Consider the following 22,977-nt stretch of genomic DNA (forward strand, 5'->3'; position numbering starts at 1 on the left):
GCCTCACCTCCGGTAGGGGTCCTCCGCGTGCAGGGCCTTGACGATGATCTCCCCGATGTCGCTGTCGGTGAACGTCCGGGGCAGGGCGAGGTCCAGGGCCTCGAACAGCGCCCGGGTCTCGTCGACGGTGGGTTCCTCGCCCAGGGGCACACCCACGCGGACGGGGACCGGGACCGCCTGTGCGCGGCTCTGGTGGAGTTCGGTGACGTAGTAGTCGTACAGGGGCTGTCCGCGCTCGACCAGGAGGTTGACGCGTGAGGTGTCGTCCTGGGTGATGATCAGGCAGGACTCGGACAGGTCGAAGCGCAGGGTCGGGACGGTGGAGGACAGGTGCACCGTGATGTCCATGGTGGTGAGCCTGTCCTGGTACCAGCACGCGGCGAGGACGGTCGCGTAGGACTCCTTGCGCACCCGGTCGGTCGTCCAGTGGCCGGCGTGCCCGGTGCTGGTGCGGGTGGCGAACATCTGGCGGAAGCGGGCGTAGGCCTGGCAGGCCCGCTCGTCGGCCGGGTTGATGATGTCGATCTTCATCGTGAGCTGGGAGCGCTGTTCCCGCGCCGCGGCGACGCACTGGGGCAGGGTGACGGCCCGCAGGTAGGTGCCGGTGCCGCCCTTGAAGTACCAGAGGTGGGTGCGCCGGCGGGCGACGCCCAGGGCTTCGGCGACCTCGTTGCCTGCGAGGGAGCGGACCATGGTGAGGTCTTCGAGGGCGCGCCGTGTGCCGGCCATGGCCTCCTCGATCGTGGCGGGCTGGCGCACGCGTTCCACTATCGAGCCGAGCGCCAGGGCGCCGAGGACCACGAGCGTGGCGCCCGACGCGACGTCGCTGGTGATGACGTCGCCGAAGATGTCGAGGAACCCGATGGTGAGCGCCACGCCGGCGGCGATCACCACGTCGACGTTCTTGAGGGTCCAGGCGACGGACCGCTCCAGGCGCCGTCCGCGCACCGCCATGTGATTCCGCCTCCCCCGTGGACTCCTTCGATCGTAGGAGAACGGGGCGGCCCGCCGCCAGGGGGTACGGAGGGGCTCACGGGGGCGGCCGGGGCGCCCGCGCCGTGCGGGGACGGCCGTGCGGGGTCGGGGCGGCGAGGCGCCGGGTGCCCCGGACGCGCCACGGCGCCCACCGGTCCGGTCGGGGACTGGGCGGGCGCCGCGTTCAGTTCCGTACGCCGTTGTACGGGACGTCTGTTGTGCCGTGATCAGACCGTCAGGGAACGGTCCGTCGGGCGGATCGGGGCGGGCAGTGCGCTCGTCCCGGTCAGGAAGCGGTCCACCCCGCGTGCCGCGGAGCGGCCCTCGGCGATGGCCCACACGATGAGGGACTGGCCTCGGCCGGCGTCACCGGCGACGTAGACGCCGTCGACGTTGGTCGCGTAGTCGTCGTCGCGGGCGACGTTGCCGCGCTCGTCGAGTTCGAGGCCGAACTGCTGGACGAGGCCGTTGGCCTGGTCGGTGCCGGTGAAGCCCATGGCCAGCGTGACGAGCTGGGCCGGGATGACGCGCTCGGTGCCGGCCTTCTGCTCCAGCTTGCCGTCCTTGAACTCCACCTCGATCAGGTGGAGGGCCTGGACGTTGCCGTCCTCGTCGCCCTCGAAGTGGGTGGTGGAGACGGAGTAGACCCGCTCACCGCCCTCCTCGTGCGCGGAGGTGACCTTGTAGAGCATCGGGAAGGTCGGCCAGGGCTGGTTGGCGTTCCGCTCCTCGCCGGGCCGGGGCATGATCTCCAGCTGGGTGACGGAGGCCGCGCCCTGCCGGTGGGCGGTGCCGACGCAGTCGGCGCCGGTGTCGCCACCGCCGATGACGACGACGTGCTTGCCCTCGGCGGTGATCGGGGAGACCGTCAGGTCGCCCTCCTGCACCTTGTTGGCCAGCGGGAGGTACTCCATCGCGAAGTGCACGCCGTTCAGCTCACGGCCCGGGACGGGCAGGTCGCGGGAGACGGTGGCACCGGCGGCGATGACGACCGCGTCGTAGCGGCGGCGGAGCTTGGCGGCGTCGATGTCCTTGCCGATCTCCACCTCCGTGCGGAACTTGGTGCCCTCCGCGCGCATCTGCTCGATGCGGCGGTTGATGTGCGACTTCTCCATCTTGAACTCGGGGATGCCGTACCGGAGAAGACCTCCGATGCGGTCCGCGCGCTCGAAGACGGCGACCGTGTGACCGGCCCGGGTCAGCTGCTGTGCGGCCGCGAGACCCGCCGGGCCGGAGCCGATGACGGCGACCGTCTTGCCGGAGAGGCGCTCGGGCGGCTGCGGGGTGACGTCGCCGCTGTCCCACGCCTTGTCGATGATCGAGACTTCGACGTTCTTGATCGTGACAGCCGGCTGGTTGATGCCGAGGACGCACGCCGACTCGCACGGAGCGGGGCACAGCCGGCCCGTGAACTCCGGGAAGTTGTTCGTGGCGTGCAGGCGCTCGGACGCCGCCGACCAGTCCTCGCGGTAGGCGTAGTCGTTCCACTCGGGAATGAGGTTTCCGAGGGGACAGCCGTTGTGGCAGAACGGGATGCCGCAGTCCATGCAGCGGCCGGCCTGCTTGCTGATGATCGGGAGCAGCGAGCCCGGAACGTAGACCTCGTTCCAGTCCTTGACGCGCTCGCCGACGGGGCGGGTCTGGGCGACCTCGCGTCCGGTGGTCAGGAAGCCCTTGGGGTCAGCCATTGGTCGCCGCCTCCATCATCTTCTCGGTGGTCTCCTGCTCGGAGAGACCGGCGAGCTCAGCGGCGTCCTTGGCGGCGAGCACTGCCTTGTAGGTGGACGGGATGATCTTGCTGAAGCGGGCGGCCGCCGTGTCCCAGTCGGCCAGCAGCTTCTCGGCGACCGTGGACCCGGTCTCCTCCTGGTGGCGGCGCACGACGTCGTGCAGCCACTGCCTGTCGGTGTCGTCCAGCGTCTCGACGGCGCCGACGTTGCCGGTGTTGACGTTGTCGAGGTCGAGGTCGATGACGTACGCGATGCCGCCGGACATGCCGGCCGCGAAGTTGCGTCCGGTCTCGCCGAGGACGACCGCGTGTCCGCCGGTCATGTACTCGCAGCCGTGGTCGCCCACGCCCTCCGAGACGACCGTGGCACCGGAGTTGCGGACGCAGAAGCGCTCGCCGGTCCGGCCGCGGAGGAAGAGCTCGCCGCCGGTGGCGCCGTAGCCGATGGTGTTGCCGGCGATGGTGGAGTACTCGGCCAGGTGGTCGGCGCCGCGGTCCGGGCGGACGATGACGCGGCCGCCGGAGAGGCCCTTGCCGACGTAGTCGTTGGCGTCGCCCTCCAGCCGCAGCGTCACACCGCGCGGTACGAACGCGCCGAAGGACTGCCCGGCGGACCCGGTGAAGGTGATGTCGATGGTGTCGTCGGGCAGGCCCGCACCGCCGAACTTCTTGGTCACCTCGTGGCCGAGCATGGTGCCGACGGTCCGGTTGATGTTGCGGATCGCGATCTGCGCGCGCACCGGCTGGGCCGACTCGGCGCTGTCGGCACCGAGGGCGTCGGCGGCGAGCTTGATCAGCTCGTTGTCGAGCGCCTTGGCCAGGCCGTGGTCCTGCTCGGCGATCTGGTGGCGCACCGCGCCCTCGGGGAGCTCGGGCACGTGGAAGAGGGGCGCGAGGTCGAGGCCCTGGGCCTTCCAGTGGGTGACGGCCCGCTCGGTGTCGAGGAGTTCGGCGTGGCCGACGGCCTCCTCGATCGTGCGGAAGCCGAGCTCGGCGAGGATCTCGCGGACCTCCTCGGCGATGAACTCGAAGAAGTTGACGATGTACTCGGCCTTGCCGGAGAACCGCTCGCGCAGGACGGGGTTCTGGGTGGCGATGCCGACCGGACAGGTGTCGAGGTGGCAGACGCGCATCATGACGCAGCCGGAGACGACGAGCGGCGCGGTCGCGAAACCGAACTCCTCGGCGCCCAGCAGCGCGGCGATGACGACGTCGCGGCCGGTCTTGAGCTGGCCGTCGGTCTGCACGACGATGCGGTCGCGCAGGCCGTTGAGCAGCAGGGTCTGCTGGGTCTCGGCGAGGCCGAGCTCCCAGGGTCCGCCCGCGTGCTTGAGGGAGGTGAGGGGCGAGGCGCCCGTACCGCCGTCGTGGCCGGAGATGAGGACGACGTCCGCGTGGGCCTTGGAGACACCGGCCGCGACCGTGCCGACACCGACCTCGGAGACCAGCTTCACGTGGATGCGGGCCGCCGGGTTGGCGTTCTTGAGGTCGTGGATCAGCTGGGCCAGATCCTCGATGGAGTAGATGTCGTGGTGCGGCGGGGGCGAGATCAGGCCGACACCCGGGGTGGAGTGCCGGGTCTTGGCGACCCAGGGATAGACCTTGTGGCCGGGCAGCTGGCCGCCCTCGCCGGGCTTGGCGCCCTGCGCCATCTTGATCTGGATGTCGTCCGCGTTGACCAGGTATTCGCTGGTCACACCGAAGCGGCCGGAGGCGACCTGCTTGATGGACGAGCGGCGGGCCGGGTCGTACAGGCGCTCGGCGTCCTCGCCGCCCTCGCCGGTGTTGGACTTGCCGCCCAGCTGGTTCATGGCGATCGCGAGGGTCTCGTGCGCCTCCTGCGAGATGGAGCCGTACGACATGGCGCCGGTGGAGAAGCGCCTGACGATCTCGGAGGCGGGCTCGACCTGGTCGATGGAGATCGGCTCGCGGCCGCTCCTGAAGCCGAACAGGCCGCGGAGCGTCATGAGGCGCTCGGACTGCTCGTTGACCCGGCCGGTGTACTTCTTGAAGATGTCGTACCGGCGGTTGCGGGTGGCGTGCTGGAGACGGAAGACCGTGTCCGGGTCGAAGAGGTGCGGCTCGCCCTCACGGCGCCACTGGTACTCGCCGCCGATCTCCAGGGCGCGGTGCGACGCGGAGATGCCGGACGCGGGGTACGCCTTGGTGTGCCGGGCGGCGACCTCCTTGGCGACGACGTCGAGTCCGGCGCCGCCGATCTTGGTGGCGGTTCCCTTGAAGTACTGGTCGACGAAGGCGTCGTCCAGGCCGACGGCCTCGAACACCTGCGCGCCGCGGTAGGAGGCGACGGTCGAGATGCCCATCTTGGACATGACCTTCAAGACACCCTTGCCGAGCGCGTAGATCAGGTTGCGGATGGCCAGCTCGGGCTCGATGCCCTCGATGAACGTACCGGCGCGGACGAGGTCCTCGACGGACTCCATCGCGAGGTACGGGTTGACGGCGGCGGCGCCGTAGCCGATGAGCAGCGCGACGTGGTGGACCTCGCGGACGTCACCGGCCTCGACCAGCAGGCCCACCTGGGTGCGCTGCTTGGTGCGGATGAGGTGGTGGTGGACGGCCGAGGTGAGCAGCAGCGACGGGATCGGGGCGTGCTCGGCGTCGGAGTGCCGGTCGGACAGGACGATCAGGCGGGCACCGTCCTCCATGGCGGCGTCGACCTCGGCGCAGATCTGCTCGATCCGGGCGGCCAGGGCCTCGCCGCCGCCGCTGACGCGGTAGAGGCCGGCCAGCGTGGCCGCCTTCATCCCCGGCATGTCGCCGTCGGCGTTGATGTGTATCAGCTTGGCCAGCTCGTCGTTGTCGATCACCGGGAACGGCAGCGTGACGCTGCGGCACGTGGCGGCGGTCGGCTCCAGGATGTTGCCCTGGGGGCCCAGCGAGGAGCGCAGCGAGGTGACGAGCTCCTCGCGGATGGCGTCCAGCGGCGGGTTGGTGACCTGGGCGAAGAGCTGGGTGAAGTAGTCGAAGAGCAGCCGGGGGCGCTCGGACAGCGCGGCGATGGGCGAGTCGGTGCCCATGGAGCCGAGGGGTTCGCCGGCGGTGCGGGCCATCGGGGCGAGGAGGACGCGGAGCTCCTCCTCGGTGTAGCCGAAGGTCTGCTGGCGGCGGGTGACCGAGGCGTGGGTGTGGACGATGTGCTCGCGCTCGGGGAGGTCCTCGAGCTCGATCTCGCCGGTTTCCAGCCACTCCTCGTACGGGTTCTCGGCGGCCAGGGACGCCTTGATCTCGTCGTCCTCGATGATGCGGTGCTCGGCGGTGTCGACGAGGAACATCCGGCCGGGCTGGAGGCGGCCCTTGCGGACGACCTTGGCCGGGTCGATGTCCAGGACGCCGACCTCGGAGGAGAGGACGACGAGGCCGTCGTCGGTGACCCAGTAGCGGCCGGGACGCAGACCGTTGCGGTCGAGGACCGCGCCGACCTGGGTGCCGTCGGTGAAGGTGACGCAGGCCGGTCCGTCCCAGGGCTCCATCATCGTGGAGTGGTACTGGTAGAAGGCGCGGCGGGCCGGGGCCATGGAGGCGTGGTTCTCCCAGGCCTCGGGGACCATCATCAGCACCGAGTGGGGCAGCGAGCGGCCGCCGAGGTGGAGCAGCTCCAGCACCTCGTCGAAGGAGGCCGAGTCCGAGGCGTCCGGGGTGCAGACGGGGAAGATCCGGTCGAGCTGCGCCTCGCCGAAGAGGCTGGAGGCGAGCTGGGACTCGCGGGCCTTCATCCAGTTGCGGTTGCCCTTGACCGTGTTGATCTCGCCGTTGTGCGCGACGAAGCGGTAGGGGTGGGCGAGCGGCCAGCTCGGGAAGGTGTTCGTGGAGAAGCGGGAGTGGACCAGCGCGACCGCGGTGGCGAAACGGCGGTCGGAGAGGTCCGGGAAGAACGGCTCCAGCTGTCCGGTGGTGAGCATGCCCTTGTAGACGATCGTGCGTGCGGAGAGCGAGGGGAAGTACACCCCGGCCTCACGCTCGGCGCGCTTGCGCAGGACGAACGCCTTGCGGTCCAGCGCGATGCCGGTGCTCGTGCGGTCCGCGACGAACAGCTGGCGGAATTCCGGCATGACGGCGCGGGCGCCGTTGCCGAGGATGTCCGGCGTGACCGGGACCTGACGCCAGCCGAGGACGTCGAGGCCCTCTTCGGCGGCGATCTTCTCGATCTGCTGGACGGCGTCGGTGGAGTCGTCCGCAGGCAGGAAGGCGATGCCGACGGCGTACGAGCCGGCCTCGGGGAGCGGGAAGCCGGCCTCTTCACGGAGGAAGGCGTCCGGGACCTGAAGGAGGATGCCGGCGCCGTCACCCGAGTCGGGCTCGGATCCCGTGGCGCCGCGGTGTTCGAGGTTGCGCAGTACGGTCAGCGCCTGCTCGACCAGCTCATGGCTGGCCACACCGGTCAGAGTGGCCACGAACCCGACGCCGCAGGCGTCGTGCTCGTTACGGGGGTCGTACATCCCCTGCTGGGCGGGGCGACCGTCCATGGGCGACCAGGCGTGGATGCGCATCGGCACTCCCGTCGTCGTCGTGGCATGTGCTGTGCCGAGGGACGACGTTGGCCCTCTGCGAAATTTCGTGCAGGTTACATGATGGAACGCTTCTCAAAAAGCGGATAGGACGTTCCAACATGCGGACACCGCGGAGCCGCGGTGCGGGTGGGTCACGAGGGGACGGATCATGGTGGATCACTGTCCTGGGAGACCGCAGAGAGCGAGCGTCGTTGCCCGCGATGTCTACGGCTCTTGCCCGCCGGTCATGGAATCGAAACCGCCGGGTAACGGCTACTTATGTGTAGCACTGCATAGCATCTCACTCTACGGGCCGCTCACCCGTACGCCCAGTGACGTGCGCCAAGACGTACATCACACATCTGCGACGCCGCGGGACGCGGGCGCGGTCCCGCATCCGCGGCCGGGGACGAGCCCGGCGGGCGGCGGGGCGGGACGCCCCCCGCGCGCCGGGACATCCCGGTGCCGCGCCGCCGGCGTCAGCCCGCGGCTACGCCGAACAGGGTGCCCAGTCCGTACGTGAGCGCGGCGGCCGCTCCGCCGAGGAGGAGCTGACGCAGGCCACTGAACCACCAGCTCCGGGCGGTCACCCTGGCCACCACGGCGCCGCAGCCGAACAGGCCCAGCAGGGCGAGCAGCACGGCGGGCCACAGCCGGGTGGAGCCGAGCAGGAAGGGCAGCACGGGGAGCAGTGCGCCCAGGGCGAAGGCGCCGAAGGACGACACGGCGGCGACCAGCGGTGAGGGCAGGTCACCCGGGTCGATGCCCAGCTCCTCGCGGGCGTGGATCTCCAGGGCCTGCTCGGGGTCCCTGGACAGCTGCCGGGCGACCTCGCGGGCGAGCAGGGGTTCGACGCCCCGGGACTCGTACAGGGAGGCGAGCTCCTCCATCTCGTCGGCGGGGTGCCTGCGCAGCTCGCGGCGCTCGACGGCGAGCTCCGCCTCGACGAGCTCGCGCTGCGAGGCGACGGAGGTGTACTCCCCGGCGGCCATCGAGAACGCACCGGCGGCCAGTCCGGCGAGGCCCGTGATCACGATGGTCTGGTGGGAGACCGCGCCACCCGCGACGCCCGTCATGAGCGCGAGGTTGGAGACCAGGCCGTCCATGGCCCCGAAGACCGCGGGACGCAGCCAGCCGCCGTTGACGTCACGGTGGGTGTGGTTGTCCCGGTGCGCCTCGTGCAGGACGGCGTCGGTCTCGATGATGGACACAGCTCTCCCCATTTCCGGGAGCGGCCCCGAACGTCTCACTTCCGCTCCGCATACTCGAAAGTACGCACGAAAAAGGCCTCCCGCCAGCAAGGAAGGCCGAACTTACCTGCCCCGGAGCGTCACCCGGGCGGCCGATTTATACGGTGGGAACGCCTCTCTTCCGCCCGCGCGTGGAATCCCCTTCTATCCGGGTCCATCCGGTTCGTCCGGTGACTCCGGATGCGAGCGACGGATGCGAGCGAAGGGGCGACACGATGGAGCTGACGGCGGACGGCCCGGCGGCGGACACGGGCGACCGGGCGCGGGGGGCGATGCTGGGCCTCGCGGTCGGTGACGCCCTCGGCGCCCCGGCGGAGAACCTGCGGCCGTCGGAGATCCGCCGCCGCTGGGGCCGCATCGAGGGCTTCGTCAGCGACGACCCGGCGGGAACCGATGACACCGAGTACGCGATCTTCTCCGGGCTGCTGCTGGCCAGACACGGTTCCGCGCTGACCGTCCCGCACGTCGAGCGGGCCTGGCACCACTGGATCGCGGATCTCGACGAGGGGCCCTTCCGGGGCGCGGGGTTCAGCGAGCGGGGCACCCTGGAGAACCTCCGCAGGGGGCTCGCCGCGCCGATCTCGGCGCAGCACCGGCACGCCTGGAGCGACGGTCTCGCCATGCGGGCGGCGCCGTTCGGGGTCTTCGCGGCGGGACGGCCTGCGGAGGCAGCCCGGCTGGTGGCCGTGGACGGACGGGTCAGCCATGAGGGCGAGGGCATCTACGGCGGTCAGGCGGTCGCGGCCGGGGTGGCGGCAGCGATGGTCGGGGAGGGGCTCGCGTCGGTGATCGCCGCCGCGCTCTCCGTCGTGCCGATGGACTCCTGGACCGCCCGTTCGCTGCGCCGCGCGGTCACGGCCGCGCAGCGCTCGTACCCGGACCGGCTGGCGGGGGAACGCGCGGTGCGCTCCGCCGTGGTGATCGGCGGCTACCCGTGGACGGATCTGGCGCCCGAGGCGGTGGGCCTGGCGTTCGGGGCGTTCACGGCGGCGCGCGGCGACTTCCGTACGGCGGTGCTCATGGCCGTGAACATGGGCCGGGACGCCGACACCACGGCGGCCGTCGCGGGGGCGCTGGCCGGGGCGCTGCACGGGGCGTCGGCGATCCCCCGTGAATGGGCGTCGGCGATCGGGCCGGTCCGGGGCAGCTGTCTGCCGTCGATGCGGGGCTATCACGTGCTGGACATCGCGGAGCTGCTGACACCGGACGAGGCCGAGGATCCTCCGAGGGCCCCGGGGGCACCGCCCGCCCCGCACCGGGAGCACGCCCTCGCCACGCCGCCCGGCGGAGGCGGCCGGGCCGCTCCGGTTCCCGCTGCCCCCGGCGCCCGCGCCGGGCGGGCCGGCCGGTGACCGCCGCCCGGCGCGCGCCCGGGAGCGCGTCCCCCGCCACCGCCGATCCGGCGGCGCCCCACGTCGCCATCCGCATCACCACCGAACCGGCCGGCCGCCCGGCCTCCGCCACCCAGGGGCCCGGGGACCCGGGCAGGCAGGCCAGGATCGAGGGGCTGCTGCTGGGCCTGGCGGCCGGGGACGCGGCCGGATGGCCCGCGGCGCGGCACCGGGCCGCGCGCATGCCGGAGTGGACCCGGCGGCTGACCCGGGAGCTGGACACCTTCGCGGAGCAGAACGCGACCACGACGCTCCCCGTCCCCATCGCCCTCAACCAGCCGCCGGAGCCGCTGCGGCTGGGGCCGTCCGACGACGCCGAGTGGGCCGCGTTCGCCGCCCGGACGGTGCTGGCCGCCGCGGCGGACCACGCGCCCGGGCTCTCCCCCGGGGTGCGGATGCGGGACGCGATCGACCGGTCGTGGAACGCGCTGGCCGCGAAGGTGGCCGCCGCGAGCGCCCGCGCGCCCGAGGTCGAGGCCGCCGTGCTCCCCCTGCGGGCCCGGATCTCGGTCCGGGCCGGGCTGGGCAATCTGGCCGCCGGGCTGCGGCCGCCCGCCACCGGCCACGACAACCCGCACTACTTCGACGACGCCGCCTGTGTGCGGGCCGCGGTGCTGGCGGTGGTGCACTCCGGCGACCCGTCGGCGGCGGCGGACCTCGCCGAGTTCGACGCCCGCTACACCCAGGACGGTGACGGGGTGCACGGCGCGCGGGCGGTCGCCGCCGCGATCGCCGTGGCGCTCGCGGGGGCGGACGTCGACACGGTGGTCGACGCGGCGCTCGAACAGCTGCCCGACGGCACGGAGATCGCCCGCAACGCCGTCCACGCCGTGCGGCTGGCCCGGGAGTTCGCCGGTGAGGCGGCGGGGGCCTTCGCGCTCGTCCCGGTGCTGGAGCATCAGATCGTGGACCACGTCTACAGCTACGGGATCGCCGCCGCCGAGACCGTGCCGGTCGCCCTGGCCCTGACGGCCGCGGCCCGGGGGGAGATCGCGCAGGCCGTCCCGGCCGCGGCCTGCCTGTCCCGGGTCGCCGATTCGGCGCCCGCCCTCGCAGGGGCGCTGACCGGCGCGCTGGGCGGGATCGGCGCGGTGCCGGCGGGCTGGCGGGAGGCCTGCCGCACGCTCGCCGGGTGCGCCCTGCCGCGCCTGGCCGGCACCGATCTGATCGAACTCGCCGGGCTGCTGGCAGCCACGGAACCGGTCACCCCGGGTAGACAATTCCGACATGGCACACAAAACGACCCAAGCGCTCGCGGCCGTCACGACCCTCACCCTGGATGAGCGCATCACCGGAGCACTCGTCGGCGCGGCCGTCGGCGACGCCCTCGGAGGACCCGTCGAGGGCTGGACCCCCGAGCAGATCGCCGAGCGTCACGGCGGCCGGGTGAGCGGTGTCGTCGGCCCCTGGTACGGCGACGACTGGCGCACCGCACGGCCCATCGCGCCGTACCACAAGGGCGACGGGCACGTCACCGACGACACCCTGATGACCCATGCGCTGGTGCGGGTGTACGGGACGGTCCGCGGCCACCTCGACGCGTACGCCGTCGCCGACCACCTCGTGCCGGACCTGATGTCGCGGCCGCGCTGGATCCCCGAACTGGAGGCCGAGGCGCTCCCCCTGCAGCGGATCTTCCTCGCCGAGAAGTGGATCGTCACTCGGCTGCACTACGGCCACGCCGACCCCCGCGAGGCGGGCTCGGGCAACATCGTGAACTGCGGGGCGGCGATGTACATGGCGCCGGTCGGCCTGGTGAACGCCGCCCACCCGGAGGCCGCGTACGCGGAGGCGCTCGACGTCGCGGGGGCCCACCAGTCCTCGTACGGCCGGGAGGCCGCCGGGGTCCTGGCCGCCGCCGTCGCCGCCGCCTGCGTCCCGGGCGCCACACCGGCGTCCGTCGTCGACGCGGCCCTCGCACTCGCCAAGGACGGCACCCGTTCGGCCATCGAGGCCGTCTGCGAAGTGGCATCCCGGCACACGGACTTCGAGTCGGCGCTGGCCCCGCTGCGCGCCGCCGTCGCACCGTTCGACACGGTGGGCCCCCACTACCGCGAGCCCTCGCTCGGTGCGCGCAGGCCCTCCCGGCTGCACTCCATCGAGGAGCTGCCGGTCGCGCTCGGCATGCTGCTCGTGGGCGGGGGCGACTACCGCCGCACGGTGCTCGGTTCGGTCAACTACGGCCGCGACTGCGACTCGATCGCCACGATGAGCGGCGCTCTGGCGGGGGCGCTCCACGGCGAACAGGGCATTCCCGTCGACTGGGTGAAGACGGTCGCCGAGGCCAGCCGCCTCGATCTGCACGCTCCCGCGCGGGTCCTGGCGGAGGTCGCCCGCGAGGTCTTCGCACAGGACACGGCACGGCGGCGCACGCACGAGGCGGCGTTCGCCGCGCTGGCGGGCGGCGAGCGGTGAGCGTGCGCCTGACGTGGGTCCAGCCCGAAGACCTGGTGGGCCACGAGCTGCGCCAGGCCGCACAGGACGGCCGGGACGCCGGGGACATCGGGGAGCGGTGGTACGCGGCGGGCGGCGCTCCGGCCCCCGAGCGGGCGGGGGCCTCCGCACCGCACGCACCGCCCGGACTGCGCCCGCTGGCCGAGGAACTGCTGGACGAACTCGGCAGGCTGGACAGCCCGTCGGCGCGGGACGAGCCGACGGAGCTCTCCGCGATCAGGGCCGCGTGCCCCCGCTGGCCGGCCCCGGGCTCCCGCGCGGTGGCACCGGGACCCGACCGCCTCCACGCCGCCTGGCTGGGCCGGGCGGCCGGCTGCCTGCTCGGCAAGCCGGTCGAGAAGCTCCCGCTGGACGGCATCCGGGCCATCGGCCGCGCCACCGGGAACTGGCCGCTCACCACCTGGTTCACCGCCCGGGGGCTGCCCGCCGCCCTCGCCGCCGCACACCCGTGGAACCGGCGTTCGGCGCCCACCTCCCTCGCCGAGAACATCGACGGCATGCCGGAGGACGACGACCTCAACTTCCCACTGCTGGCACTGCTGTTGCTCCAGCGTCACGGACCGGACTTCACCACGGACGACGTCGCACGCCTCTGGCTCGCCGAACTCCCCGCCGGACGCGTCTTCACCGCCGAACGCGTCGCCTACCGCAACCTCCTCGACGGCGTCGAGCCACCGGACACCGCACGCCACCGCAACCCCTTCCGGGAGTGGATCGGCGCCCAGATCCGGGCGGACGTCCACGGCTGGACCCATCCCGGCGACCCGGCGGCCGCGGCCGCGCAGGCGCACCGGGACGCGGTGCTGACGCACACGGCCAACGGGGTGTACGGCGCGATGTTCACGGCCGCGGCGCTCGCGGAGGCGGCGGGCGGCGAGACGGACGTGCACGGCTGCCTCGCGGCGGGACTCCGCGTGGTCCCGCCCCGCTCCCGCTACGCCGCGGCCGTCCGCCTCGGCATCGCGGCGGCCCGCGAGGAGCCGGACTTCGACACGGTCGTGGACCGGCTGCACACCGCCTACGCGGCCACCCACCACTGGGTGCACGTCCTGCCCAACGCGGCACTGCTCGCCGCCGCCCTCACCCACGCGGACGGGGACTTCGCCGGCTCCGTCTGCCGCGCGGTGTCCGGCGGCTGGGACACCGACTCGAACGGCGCGACCGCCGGTTCGCTCACGGGCCTGCTCGCCGGCCGGGCCGACGCGCTGCCCGACCGGTGGACCGCGCCGCTCAAGAACAGGCTCGCCACGTCCGTGGCCGGCTTCGGCTCCATCGGCTTCGACACCCTCGCGGAACTGACCTACCAGGAGGTACGCCGCCCATGACAGCGATCGCGGTGCTCGGCAGCACCAATATGGACCTCGTCGCCTACGTCGCCCGGGCACCCGGGCTCGGGGAGACCGTCACCGGACGCGAGTTCCGGACCGTACCCGGCGGCAAGGGCGCCAACCAGGCCGTCGCGGCGGCGCGTGCGGGAGGTGACGTCGTGATGATCGGCGCGGTCGGCACGGACGAGTACGGCTCGCGGCTGCGGACGAACCTGGAACACGCGGGCGTGGACACGGAACTGCTGCACACCGCCGCGGGCCCCAGCGGCACCGCGCACATCGTCGTCGACGACGAGGGGGCCAACTCGATCGTGGTCGTCCCGGGCGCGAACGGCACCGTGATCACGCTGGGCGCGGGCGAGGAGGCCGCCATCGCGGCGGCCGGCCTGCTGCTCCTCCAGCTGGAGCTCCCGCTCGCCGTGGTGACCGAGGCGGCGCGGACGGCCAGGGCACGGGGCGTGCGCACGATCCTCACGCCGTCGCCCGTACAGCCGCTGCCGTCAGAACTCCTGGACGCGGTCGACCTGTTGATCCCCAACGAGCACGAGGCCGAAGCGCTCACCGGTTTCGGGGAACCGCACGCGGCGGCGCAGATCCTGCTCCGGCAGGTCCCGGAGGTGGTGATCACACTCGGGAGCAGGGGCTGCCTGTACGCGGCGCGGGGCGGCGAGCCCGTGCTGTTCCCGGCGCCCGAGGTCACCGCCGTCGACACGACGGGGGCCGGGGACACCTTCGTCGGGACGCTCGCCGTGGCCCTCGGCGAGGGAAGGTCCGTGCCCGAGGCGCTGGCCTGGGCGTCCTCGGCCGCGGCACTGTGCGTGCAGCGGGCGGGCGCCTCGACGTCGATGCCGTACCGCAGCGAGATCGATGCCGTATGACCGGCCCCGGAACGACGCCGCTCGCCGGCCTGCGGGTCCTGGACCTCGCCACGCTCTTCGCCGGGCCTCTCGCGGCCACGATGCTCGGGGACTTCGGGGCCGAGGTCATCAAGGTCGAGCACCCCCGCAGACCCGACCCCTCACGCGGCCACGGCCCCTCCAAGGACGGCGTCGGGCTCTGGTGGAAACTGCTCGGCCGCAACAAGCGCACGCTGACCCTGGACCTGTCCGCCCCCGGCGGCCGGGACGTCCTGCTGCGGCTGGCGGCGGACACCGATGTGATCATCGAGAACTTCCGGCCCGGGACCCTGGAGCGCTGGGGGCTGGGCTGGGAGGAGCTGAGTGCCGTCAATCCCCGGCTCGTACTCACCCGCGTCACGGGCTTCGGCCAGACCGGTCCCTACGCGCACCGGCCCGGGTTCGGCACACTGGCCGAGGCGATGAGCGGCTTCGCCGCCGTCACCGGGGAACCGGACGGTCCGCCCACCCTGCCGCCGTTCGGGCTCGCCGACTCGATCGCGGCGCTCGCCACGGCGTACGCGGTGATGACGGCGCTCGCCGGTCGTGACCGCACCGGCGGCGGACAGGTGGTGGACATGGCGATCATCGAGCCCATCCTCACCGTGCTGGGACCGCAGCCGCTCTGGTACGACCAGCTCGGCTACGTCCAGCCGCGCACCGGCAACCGCTCGCGCAACAACGCCCCGCGCAACACCTATCGCACCTCCGACGGGCACTGGGTCGCCGTGTCGACCTCGGCCCAGTCGGTCGCGGAGCGCGTCATGCGTCTGGTGGGGCGCCCCGAGCTGATCGACGAACCGTGGTTCGGTGCCGGCAGCTCCCGCGCCGAGCACGCCGACGAACTCGACGAGGCCGTGGGGCACTGGATCGCCCGGCGCACCCGCGAGGAGGCCGTGGACGCCTTCGAGAAGGCCGAGGCGGCCATCGCGCCGATCCAGGACGTGCGGGACGTGATGGAGGACCCCCAGTACCGGGCGCTCGGCTCGATCGTCGAGGTCGACGACCCGGAGCTGGGGCCGCTGCGGATGCAGAACGTGCTGTTCCGGCTGTCGGAGACCCCCGGGGCGATCCGCTGGGCGGGCCGGCCGCACGGGGCGGACACGGAGGAGATCCTGACGGCGCTCGGGCTCTCCGCGCCGAGGATCGCCGAACTGCGGGAGGAGGGTGCGCTGTGAACGGGGCCGCGGTGGCACTGACCTGGCTCTACGTCCCCGGGGACAAGCCCGCCGTGGTCCGCAAGGCCCTGGGCTCGGGCGCGGACGTGGTCATCGTCGACCTGGAGGACGCCGTCGCCCACGACCGCAAGGAGTACGCCCGGTCGGCGACGGCGGAGCTGCTGTCCGATCCCCCGGCGCCCGGCCCGTCGGGGGCCCCGGTCCATGTCAGGGTCCACGGCGAGGGGGACGTCAAGGCCCTGGCCGGGCTGCCCGGGCTGTCGGGGATGCGGCTTCCCAAGATCACCCACGCGGCGTCGGTGCACCACGTCGCGGCCCTGGCACCCGGCGTCCCGCTCTATCCGCTGCTGGAGTCGGCGCTGGCGATCGAGCACGCGTACTCGATCGCCGGGGCGCATCACGACGTGCGGGGGATCGCGCTGGGCGAGGCGGACCTGCGCGCGGATCTGGGGGTGCGGGACGACGCCGGACTCGACTGGTCGCGCAGCCGTGTGGTGATCGCGGCGCGCGCGGCCGGTCTGGCCCCGCCCGTCATGTCGGTGTTCCCCGACGTCCGGGACCTGTCCGGGCTGCGGTCGTCCTGCGCCCACGGGCGAGGCCTCGGCCTGCTGGGCCGGGCGGCGATCCATCCGCGGCAACTCCCGGTGATCGAGCGGGCGTTCCGCCCGACATCGCGTGAGGTCGAGGCGGCCGAGCAGATCGTGGAGGCGTCCCGGGCCCAGGAGGGCGCCCAGGCCCTGCCGGACGGTCGGTTCGTGGACGCGGCCGTGGTGGCGAGCGCGGAGCGCACGCTGGCACTGGCCCGCCGCCGCTGAGTCCCCGGGCGGCCCCGGACCGGCCGGGGACGACGTGAAGGGGCCGTCCGGCCCGTGCGGGTCGGACGGCCCCTTCGGGTGTCGTCGGTGTCAGCTCCGGTCGGCCTTCTGCGGGGCGGCTCCGTCGCCCTCCGGCTCACCGGCCCCGTCGGCGGAGACACCGGGCGCGTCCTCGGAGGCGGCGTTCTCCCCGGAGGCCGTGCCGTCGGAGGAGGAGTCCTCTGCCGAGGCGTCGTCCGGGGAGGCGCCCTCGGTGGAGGCGTCGTCGGATCCGCTCTTCCCGTCGTCCTTCGTCAGGTCGGGCTCGACGATCTCCTCGCGGCCCGGGCGCACCTTCGCCGAGATCACGATGTAGGTGACCGCCAGCGCGAACACGACGATCGCGGTCCACACGTTGAGCCGGAGGCCCAGCACGTGGTGCGCCTCGTCGACGCGCAGGTACTCGATCCACCCGCGGCCCACGCAGTACGCCGCGACGTAGAGCGCGAACGCCCGGCCGTGGCCCAGCTTGAAGCGGCGGTCGGCCCAGATCACCAGCAGTGCGACACCGATGCACCACAGGGACTCGTAGAGGAACGTCGGGTGGTAGGTGCCCGCGACCCGGTTCGTGCCCTCGCTGATCTTGAGGCCCCAGGGGAGGTCCGTGGGCTTGCCGTACAGCTCCTGGTTGAACCAGTTGCCCCAGCGGCCGATCGCCTGGGCGAAGGCGATCCCGGGCGCCAGTGCGTCGGCCCACGCCGGGAGCGGGATGCCGCGGCGCCGGCAGCCGATCCAGGCACCGACCGCGCCGAGCGCGATCGCGCCCCAGATACCGAGGCCGCCCTCCCAGATCTTGAAGGCGTCCACCCAGTCCTCACCGTCGCTGAAGTACAGCTGGTAGTCGGTGATGACGTGGTAGAGCCTGCCGCCGACGAGGCCGAAGGGCACGGCCCAGACGGCGATGTCGGCCACGGTGCCGGCTTTGCCGCCCCTGGCGATCCAGCGCTTGTTGCCGAACCAGACGGCGACGAAGACACCGATGATGATGCAGAACGCGTAGCCGCGGAGCGGGATCGGGCCGAGCTCGATCACCCCGGTCGACGGGCTGGGAATGAAGGCAGAGTTCATGACGAGGTCGACGCTACCCTGCCGGACGGGACGTACGGCAAGCCGTCGGGCAACTTCTGGGTAACGAGGCCCGGCGGGACACGCCCTCCGCCGGGCCGGAACAGCGCCTCGGGGACGGCGCTCAGGACGACGAGGGCGTCGCCCCGACCGTGCCGGGCTTCTTGCCCTTGTTGGCCTCGGCCACCCACTTCTTGATGTTGGCGTCGGAGATCTGCTCGTTCCCCTTCTTCGGGAAGATCGACTCGCCGTTGAGGAGTGCCGTCGGCGTGCCCTCGAAGCCGCCCTCGGTGAACGCCTTGTTCGACTTCTCGACCCAGCTGTCGTGGGTGCCGTCCTCGACACAGCTGCGGAAGGCGGGCGTGTCGAGGCCCTTCACCGAACCGGCCAGCTCGATCAGCCTGCTGTTCTTGGAGAAGGCGTCGTCGGTCTCCGCCGGCTGGTTGCGGTAGAGGACGTCGTGGTACGGGGCGAACTTGCCGGCGTCCTGCGCGCAGGCGGCCGCGTTGGCCGCACGCAGGGAGCCGCTGCCGCCGAGGTTGCCGTCGATGATCGTGGCCAGGTGGTACTGCACCTTGAGCTGTCCGCTCTCCGCGAGCTCCGTGATGGTGCCGCGGAACGCGTTCTCGAACTGGGCGCAGACCGGGCAGCGGAAGTCCTCCCAGATCGTGAGCGTGGACGGGGCGTCGTCCGCTCCGACCTGGAGGGCGAGCCCGTCCTCCCCCATCGCCCCGGACGGGGTGACGGCCGGCCCGGCCTCGGAGTCCTGGTCGTCCTTGCCCGCGTTCGCGGCGATCAGGCCGATCACGGCGGCCAGCGCCAGCACCCCCACCACCGCCGTCGAGACGATCAGTGTGCGGCGGCGGCGCTCCCGCGCCCGGTCCTGCTCGCGCTGCTGGACGAGCCGGTCGCGCGCGGTCCTGTTTCGGTCTTGGTTCTCGCTCACACCGCGCAAACGAACCGGGGAGGCACGTCAGCGCCTCCCCGGTCCCAGGTCCACCCATACGGATGACGGGCGCTGTCAGCGCTTTCGAACGCCTTCGGCCAGTTCGGCCGCCAGCGCGCGCACCGCTTCGAGACCCGCGGCCTCGTCCGGCGCGTCGAGCATCCGCTTCACGAAGGCCGAGCCGACGATCACCCCGTCGGCGAAGGCCGCGACCTGCTGCGCGTGCTCGGCCGTGGACACCCCGATGCCCACACAGACCGGGAGGGAGCTGGTGGCGCGGGTGCGCCGCACCAGGTCCTGGGCCTGCTCGCCGACGGATTCGCGGGTGCCGGTGACGCCCATCAGCGAGGCGGCGTACACGAAACCGGAGCCGGCGGCCGTGATGGTCGCGAGACGGTCGTCCCTGCTGCTCGGCGCGACGACGAACACGGTGGCGAGGTCGTGTTTGTCGGCGTGCTCGCGCCACAGCGCGGACTCCTGGACCGGAAGGTCGGGCAGGATGCACCCGGCGCCGCCCGCGTCGGCCAGTTCGGCGGTGAAGCGTTCCACGCCGTACCGGTCGATCGGGTTCCAGTACGTCATCACGAGGATCGGCGCGCCCGTCGCCTCGTGGGTCTCGCGGACCGTGCGCATGATGTCGGCGATCTTGACGCCGCCGCGCAGGGCGATGTCGTCGGCGGTCTGGATGACCGGTCCGTCGAGCACCGGGTCGCTGTGCGGGAGGCCCACCTCGATGATGTCGGCGCCGCCGTCGACGGCCGCCTTGACGGCCTCGATCCCTCCGTCGACGGTGGGGAACCCGCCGGGCAGGTAGGCGATCAGCGCCGCCCGGTCCTCGGACGCCGCCTCCGCCAGCTTCGCTTCGAGGAGCTCTCGGTTGCCGCTCACCTGGTGACCTCCGCCTCTCCGCCGGCCACGTCGGCCTCGACGACGGCGTCGGCGCCGTCGTACAGACCGAAGTAGCGCGCGGCCGTGTCCATGTCCTTGTCGCCGCGGCCGGACAGGTTGATCAGGATCAGTCCGTCCTCACCGAGCTCGCGCCCGACCTCCAGGGCGCCGGCCAGCGCGTGCGCGCTCTCGATGGCCGGGATGATCCCCTCGGTGCGGGAGAGCAGGCGCAGCGCCTGCATGGCGGCGTCGTCGGTGACCGCGCGGTACTCGCCGCGGCCGACGTCCTTGAGGTAGGCGTGCTCGGGGCCGATGCCCGGGTAGTCGAGGCCGGCCGAGATCGAGTAGGGCTCGGTGATCTGGCCCTCCTCGTCCTGGAGGACGTACGACCGTGAGCCGTGCAGGATGCCCGGCTCGCCCGCGGTGAGGGTCGCCGCGTGCTCGCCGGTCTCCACGCCGTGTCCGGCGGGTTCGCAGCCGATCAGCCGGACGTCCGCGTCCGGGATGAAGGCGTGGAAGAGGCCGATGGCGTTGGACCCGCCGCCGACGCACGCGACCGCGGCGTCCGGCAGCCGGCCCGTGCGCTCCAGGATCTGGCGCCGGGCCTCGACGCCGATGACGCGGTGGAAGTCGCGGACCATCGCCGGGAAGGGGTGCGGCCCGGCGACCGTGCCGAAGAGGTAGTGGGTGCGGTCCACGTTGGCGACCCAGTCGCGGAACGCCTCGTTGATGGCGTCCTTCAGCGTCCGGGAGCCGGACTTCACGGCCACGACCTCGGCGCCGAGCATCCGCATCCGCGCCACGTTCAGCGCCTGCCGCTCGGTGTCGATCTCGCCCATGTAGATGGTGCACTCCAGGCCGAAGAGCGCGCAGGCGGTCGCCGTGGCGACACCGTGCTGACCGGCCCCGGTCTCCGCGATGATGCGGGTCTTGCCCATGCGCTTGGTGAGGAGCGCCTGGCCCAGCACGTTGTTGATCTTGTGCGAACCGGTGTGGTTGAGGTCCTCGCGCTTGAGGAAGACGCGGGCTCCCCCGGCGTGCTCGGCGAAGCGCGCGACCTCGGTCAGTGCGCTGGGCCGGCCGGTGTAGTCGACCATGAGCGCGTTGAGCTCGGCGGCGAAGGCCGGGTCGGCCTTGGCCTTGTCGTACTCGACGGCGACCTCGTCCACGGCGGCGACCAGCGCCTCCGGGATGAACTTGCCACCGAACGCGCCGAAATACCCCTCGGCGCTGGGGATCAGACCCTCGGGGTCCGGAATGAAGAAGTCGGACGACATGCGACGTGCTCCTCGACTTGCGACGGGTGGGTTCACCGTATGCGCCGTGAGCGAAGCGCCCCGCAGGCCGGCGGACGGCCGGCGGGGTGTGTCGTGCGGATCCCGCGCGGGGCGGGGATACGACGGCCGGGGCTCGCTACTGCGCGGACCCCGTGCGCCATCGCATGCCGTTGACCTGTCCGGGCTCGTCGCCGATGACGTACCGCACGCGCCGGCCGTGCACACGCCGTGCCGGAGCGCGGCAGCCGCGCGGCCTGCAGCCGCGCGCCAGAGGTGCGTGCGGGTCCCTGGCCCGCGCCCCGGCGGGGCGCGGGCCCGGGAGGACGCGGGCGGCGGGACGGACGGCGGGCACGGGCCGGATCAGCCCCGCCCGTGCCGCAGGGCGGGGTGCGCGCCGGCGGCGACCAGGTCGGCGACGGCTGCCCGCGGGTCGCGGCCGGTGACCAGGGACTCGCCGACGAGCACCGCGTCCGCGCCGGAGTTGGCGTAGGCGATGAGGTCGTGCGGGCCCCGGACGCCGGACTCGGCGACCTTGACGATGTGGTCGGGGATCTCGGGGGCGACCCGCTCGAAGGTGGAGCGGTCGACCTTGAGGTCCTTCAGGTTGCGCGCGTTGACACCGATGATCTTCGCTCCGGCGTCCACGGCACGCTCCGCCTCCTCCTCGTCGTGCGCCTCGACGAGCGGCGTCAGGCCGATCGACTCGGCGCGCTCGATCAGGGAGACGAGGGCCTCCTGGTCGAGGGCGGCGACGATCAGCAGGGCGAGGTCGGCGCCGTAGGCACGCGCCTCCCACAGCTGGTACGAGGTGACGATGAAGTCCTTGCGCAGGACCGGGATGTCGACCTTGGCCCGGACGGCCTCCAGGTCGGCGAGCGAACCGCCGAAGCGGCGCTGCTCGGTGAGGACCGAGATGACGGACGCGCCGCCGGCCTCGTAGTCCGCGGCGAGCGCGGCCGGGTCGGCGATGGCGGCGAGGGCGCCCTTGGAGGGGCTGGAGCGCTTGACCTCGCAGATGACGGTCACGCCCTCGCCGCGCAGGGCGGCGACCCCGTCCTTGGCCCGGGGAGCGCGCGCGGCGCGTTCCTTGAGCTCGTCGAGGCTGACGCGCGCCTGCCGCTCCGCGAGGTCGGCGCGGACGCCGTCGATGATCTCGTCGAGCACACTCACGCGAGCGGCCCCCTTCCGAAGCGGTGATGAGGAACAGGATCAGCCGTGTCGATGGTATCCGCAGGAGGACGCGGAGCCCGCATCCGGCGACCGTGCGTCCCACCGACTGGGCACTCAGGGTGCCAGCGCCGCCCCGAACGGAAGGTTGCGGACCACCGAGAAGACCAGCAGCACCGCGCCGGCACCCCACCAGTAGGCCGGCGCGACGGCGATCCGCAGGGGCCGGCCCCTGCTCGCGCGGACGGTCCAGAGCAGCCAGACCGCGGCGAACACGACGTACCCGACGACGGCCAGGGCGTTGGAGCCCAGGGCCGCCGGGATGTCCCCGTGGGCGAACGCGTGGGCGCTGCGCAGGCCGCCGCACCCGGGGCAGAACACCCCGGTGAAGCGGAGCAGGGGGCAGACCGGGTAGTGGCCCGGCTCATGGGGATCGACGGCCGCGACGTAGCCGAAGGCGGCGACGACGGCGGCCATGACCCCGGCGGGGGCGGCCAGCCGCCTGGCCCGGGAGACCGGGGCGGGGGCCGGCGGGACGGCGGGACCGGGCGCCCGGGGTACGGGGGCCGGGTCCGGGGCTGCGGGAGAGGCTGAGGCGTCCACGCGGTGATTCTCCCCGTCGGCGCGAAGAGGCGCAGCCCGGTCCGGGCTGCGCCTCGTGTCGTGTCGCGTCGTGTCCGGATCCGCACCGGTTCACCCGGGGCGTGCGCGGCCCCGTGTGGCCCTGGCACCGCTCCCGGATCCGGCCCGATCGGAACCGGGTGGCCTTAGGCCGTGACCTGGGCCCGCGCGGCGCGGTCCCGGGCGGCGGCCATCTCGGCCGACTCCTTCGGCATGCCGAGGCCGGCCGTCTTCATCGCGAGACCGACGATCCCGCCGAGGGCGACGACACCCATGCCGGCCCAGAAGCCGACCGGCTCGGCCGCCACCATGAAGACGCCTGCGATGCAGAAGCCGATGAAGCAGATGATGGCACCTGTCCAGGCGGCCGGGGTGTGTCCGTGGCTGCTGCCCGCCATGTGTTGCTCCTTGTTGATGTCGCTCTGAGGATGACGCTGTCGAAAAAGC

The 22,977-nt window shown here is 72.9% G+C and carries 19 protein-coding genes; 7 read left to right on the top strand and 12 right to left on the bottom strand.

The genetic code is table 11. The features are described 5' to 3' along the window. Positions 1 to 3: 3 nt before the first annotated feature. From ACFYY2_RS22260 to ACFYY2_RS22275, 4 genes are all read right to left on the bottom strand, one after another. Positions 4 to 954: a hypothetical protein gene (locus ACFYY2_RS22260; RefSeq protein WP_388745457.1), complete on the bottom strand. Its 951-nt coding sequence runs from the start codon at positions 952 to 954 to the stop codon at positions 4 to 6. A gap of 248 nt (positions 955 to 1,202) precedes the next feature. Then, positions 1,203 to 2,663 carry a glutamate synthase subunit beta gene (locus tag ACFYY2_RS22265; protein ID WP_388745459.1) on the bottom strand — a complete coding sequence of 487 codons (1,461 nt, stop codon included), beginning with the start codon at positions 2,661 to 2,663 and terminating at the stop codon, positions 1,203 to 1,205. Continuing rightward, entirely contained in the window at positions 2,656 to 7,215 is a 4,560-nt protein-coding gene (gene gltB / locus ACFYY2_RS22270; protein ID WP_388745461.1) for a glutamate synthase large subunit, read from the bottom strand. Before gltB ends, ACFYY2_RS22265 begins: the two co-directional genes overlap by 8 nt. 479 nt (positions 7,216 to 7,694) lie before the next feature. Further along, a complete protein-coding gene (locus ACFYY2_RS22275) occupies positions 7,695 to 8,426 on the bottom strand; it encodes a VIT1/CCC1 transporter family protein (RefSeq protein ID WP_388745463.1) in 732 nt (243 codons plus the stop codon). A 254-nt stretch (positions 8,427 to 8,680) separates the two neighbouring features. Here ACFYY2_RS22275 and ACFYY2_RS22280 point away from each other — a divergent pair, with 254 nt between their 5' ends. The 7 genes from ACFYY2_RS22280 (at position 8,681) to ACFYY2_RS22310 (ending at position 16,527) form a co-directional block, all read left to right on the top strand. Beyond that, the gene (locus ACFYY2_RS22280; RefSeq protein ID WP_388745465.1) at positions 8,681 to 9,817 is read left to right on the top strand and encodes an ADP-ribosylglycohydrolase family protein; all 1,137 of its coding nucleotides are present in this window, start codon (positions 8,681 to 8,683) and stop codon (positions 9,815 to 9,817) included. 74 nt (positions 9,818 to 9,891) lie between these two features. After that, entirely contained in the window at positions 9,892 to 11,139 is a 1,248-nt protein-coding gene (locus ACFYY2_RS22285) for an ADP-ribosylglycohydrolase family protein (RefSeq protein ID WP_388745586.1), read from the top strand. Beyond that, positions 11,084 to 12,271, top strand: coding sequence for an ADP-ribosylglycohydrolase family protein (locus tag ACFYY2_RS22290; protein WP_388745467.1), 1,188 nt, complete (start codon positions 11,084 to 11,086; stop codon positions 12,269 to 12,271). Before ACFYY2_RS22285 ends, ACFYY2_RS22290 begins: the two co-directional genes overlap by 56 nt. Further along, positions 12,268 to 13,635 carry an ADP-ribosylglycohydrolase family protein gene (locus ACFYY2_RS22295; RefSeq protein WP_388745469.1) on the top strand — a complete coding sequence of 456 codons (1,368 nt, stop codon included), beginning with the start codon at positions 12,268 to 12,270 and terminating at the stop codon, positions 13,633 to 13,635. Before ACFYY2_RS22290 ends, ACFYY2_RS22295 begins: the two co-directional genes overlap by 4 nt. Further along, positions 13,632 to 14,516, top strand: a complete 885-nt coding sequence (gene rbsK / locus ACFYY2_RS22300; RefSeq protein WP_388745471.1) for a ribokinase — start codon at positions 13,632 to 13,634, stop codon at positions 14,514 to 14,516. The genes ACFYY2_RS22295 and rbsK overlap by 4 nt, the downstream gene beginning before the upstream one ends. After that, positions 14,513 to 15,712, top strand: coding sequence for a CaiB/BaiF CoA transferase family protein (locus tag ACFYY2_RS22305; protein WP_388745474.1), 1,200 nt, complete (start codon positions 14,513 to 14,515; stop codon positions 15,710 to 15,712). Before rbsK ends, ACFYY2_RS22305 begins: the two co-directional genes overlap by 4 nt. Next, positions 15,709 to 16,527, top strand: coding sequence for an HpcH/HpaI aldolase/citrate lyase family protein (locus tag ACFYY2_RS22310; RefSeq protein ID WP_388745476.1), 819 nt, complete (start codon positions 15,709 to 15,711; stop codon positions 16,525 to 16,527). The genes ACFYY2_RS22305 and ACFYY2_RS22310 overlap by 4 nt, the downstream gene beginning before the upstream one ends. A 90-nt stretch (positions 16,528 to 16,617) precedes the next feature. On the opposite strand, the gene lgt is transcribed toward ACFYY2_RS22310, so the two are convergent. The 8 genes from lgt to ACFYY2_RS22350 form a co-directional block, all read right to left on the bottom strand. After that, positions 16,618 to 17,634 carry a prolipoprotein diacylglyceryl transferase gene (gene lgt, locus ACFYY2_RS22315; RefSeq protein ID WP_388745478.1) on the bottom strand — a complete coding sequence of 339 codons (1,017 nt, stop codon included), beginning with the start codon at positions 17,632 to 17,634 and terminating at the stop codon, positions 16,618 to 16,620. 121 nt (positions 17,635 to 17,755) lie between these two features. Continuing rightward, positions 17,756 to 18,577: a thioredoxin domain-containing protein gene (locus ACFYY2_RS22320; protein ID WP_388745480.1), complete on the bottom strand. Its 822-nt coding sequence runs from the start codon at positions 18,575 to 18,577 to the stop codon at positions 17,756 to 17,758. 75 nt (positions 18,578 to 18,652) lie between these two features. Beyond that, on the bottom strand, positions 18,653 to 19,465 hold the full coding sequence (gene trpA / locus ACFYY2_RS22325) for a tryptophan synthase subunit alpha (protein WP_388745482.1): 813 nt from the start codon (positions 19,463 to 19,465) through the stop codon (positions 18,653 to 18,655). Further along, the gene (trpB, locus tag ACFYY2_RS22330) at positions 19,462 to 20,742 is read right to left on the bottom strand and encodes a tryptophan synthase subunit beta (protein ID WP_388745484.1); all 1,281 of its coding nucleotides are present in this window, start codon (positions 20,740 to 20,742) and stop codon (positions 19,462 to 19,464) included. The genes trpA and trpB overlap by 4 nt, the downstream gene beginning before the upstream one ends. A 136-nt stretch (positions 20,743 to 20,878) precedes the next feature. Next, positions 20,879 to 21,094 carry a tryptophan biosynthesis modulator TrpM gene (gene trpM, locus ACFYY2_RS22335; RefSeq protein ID WP_388745486.1) on the bottom strand — a complete coding sequence of 72 codons (216 nt, stop codon included), beginning with the start codon at positions 21,092 to 21,094 and terminating at the stop codon, positions 20,879 to 20,881. 8 nt (positions 21,095 to 21,102) lie between these two features. After that, positions 21,103 to 21,912, bottom strand: coding sequence for an indole-3-glycerol phosphate synthase TrpC (trpC, locus tag ACFYY2_RS22340; protein ID WP_388745488.1), 810 nt, complete (start codon positions 21,910 to 21,912; stop codon positions 21,103 to 21,105). A 114-nt stretch (positions 21,913 to 22,026) separates the two neighbouring features. Further along, positions 22,027 to 22,512: a DUF2752 domain-containing protein gene (locus ACFYY2_RS22345; RefSeq protein ID WP_388745490.1), complete on the bottom strand. Its 486-nt coding sequence runs from the start codon at positions 22,510 to 22,512 to the stop codon at positions 22,027 to 22,029. Positions 22,513 to 22,676: 164 nt separating this feature from the next. Then, entirely contained in the window at positions 22,677 to 22,928 is a 252-nt protein-coding gene (locus tag ACFYY2_RS22350; RefSeq protein ID WP_388745492.1) for an HGxxPAAW family protein, read from the bottom strand. Between the last annotated feature and the right edge of the window lie 49 nt (positions 22,929 to 22,977).

The organism is Streptomyces sp. NPDC001822 (genome assembly GCF_042892135.1).
Classification (GTDB): domain Bacteria; phylum Actinomycetota; class Actinomycetes; order Streptomycetales; family Streptomycetaceae; genus Streptomyces.

Coding starts and splice junctions, on each gene's coding strand:
- ACFYY2_RS22260 (WP_388745457.1), bottom strand. CDS start 954: ATGGCGGTGCGCGGACGGCGCCTGGAGCGGTCCGTCGCCTGGACCCTC.
- ACFYY2_RS22265 (WP_388745459.1), bottom strand. CDS start 2,663: ATGGCTGACCCCAAGGGCTTCCTGACCACCGGACGCGAGGTCGCCCAG.
- gltB (WP_388745461.1), bottom strand. CDS start 7,215: ATGCGCATCCACGCCTGGTCGCCCATGGACGGTCGCCCCGCCCAGCAG.
- ACFYY2_RS22280 (WP_388745465.1), top strand. CDS start 8,681: ATGGAGCTGACGGCGGACGGCCCGGCGGCGGACACGGGCGACCGGGCG.
- ACFYY2_RS22290 (WP_388745467.1), top strand. CDS start 11,084: ATGGCACACAAAACGACCCAAGCGCTCGCGGCCGTCACGACCCTCACC.
- rbsK (WP_388745471.1), top strand. CDS start 13,632: ATGACAGCGATCGCGGTGCTCGGCAGCACCAATATGGACCTCGTCGCC.
- ACFYY2_RS22305 (WP_388745474.1), top strand. CDS start 14,513: ATGACCGGCCCCGGAACGACGCCGCTCGCCGGCCTGCGGGTCCTGGAC.
- lgt (WP_388745478.1), bottom strand. CDS start 17,634: ATGAACTCTGCCTTCATTCCCAGCCCGTCGACCGGGGTGATCGAGCTC.
- trpB (WP_388745484.1), bottom strand. CDS start 20,742: ATGTCGTCCGACTTCTTCATTCCGGACCCCGAGGGTCTGATCCCCAGC.
- ACFYY2_RS22350 (WP_388745492.1), bottom strand. CDS start 22,928: ATGGCGGGCAGCAGCCACGGACACACCCCGGCCGCCTGGACAGGTGCC.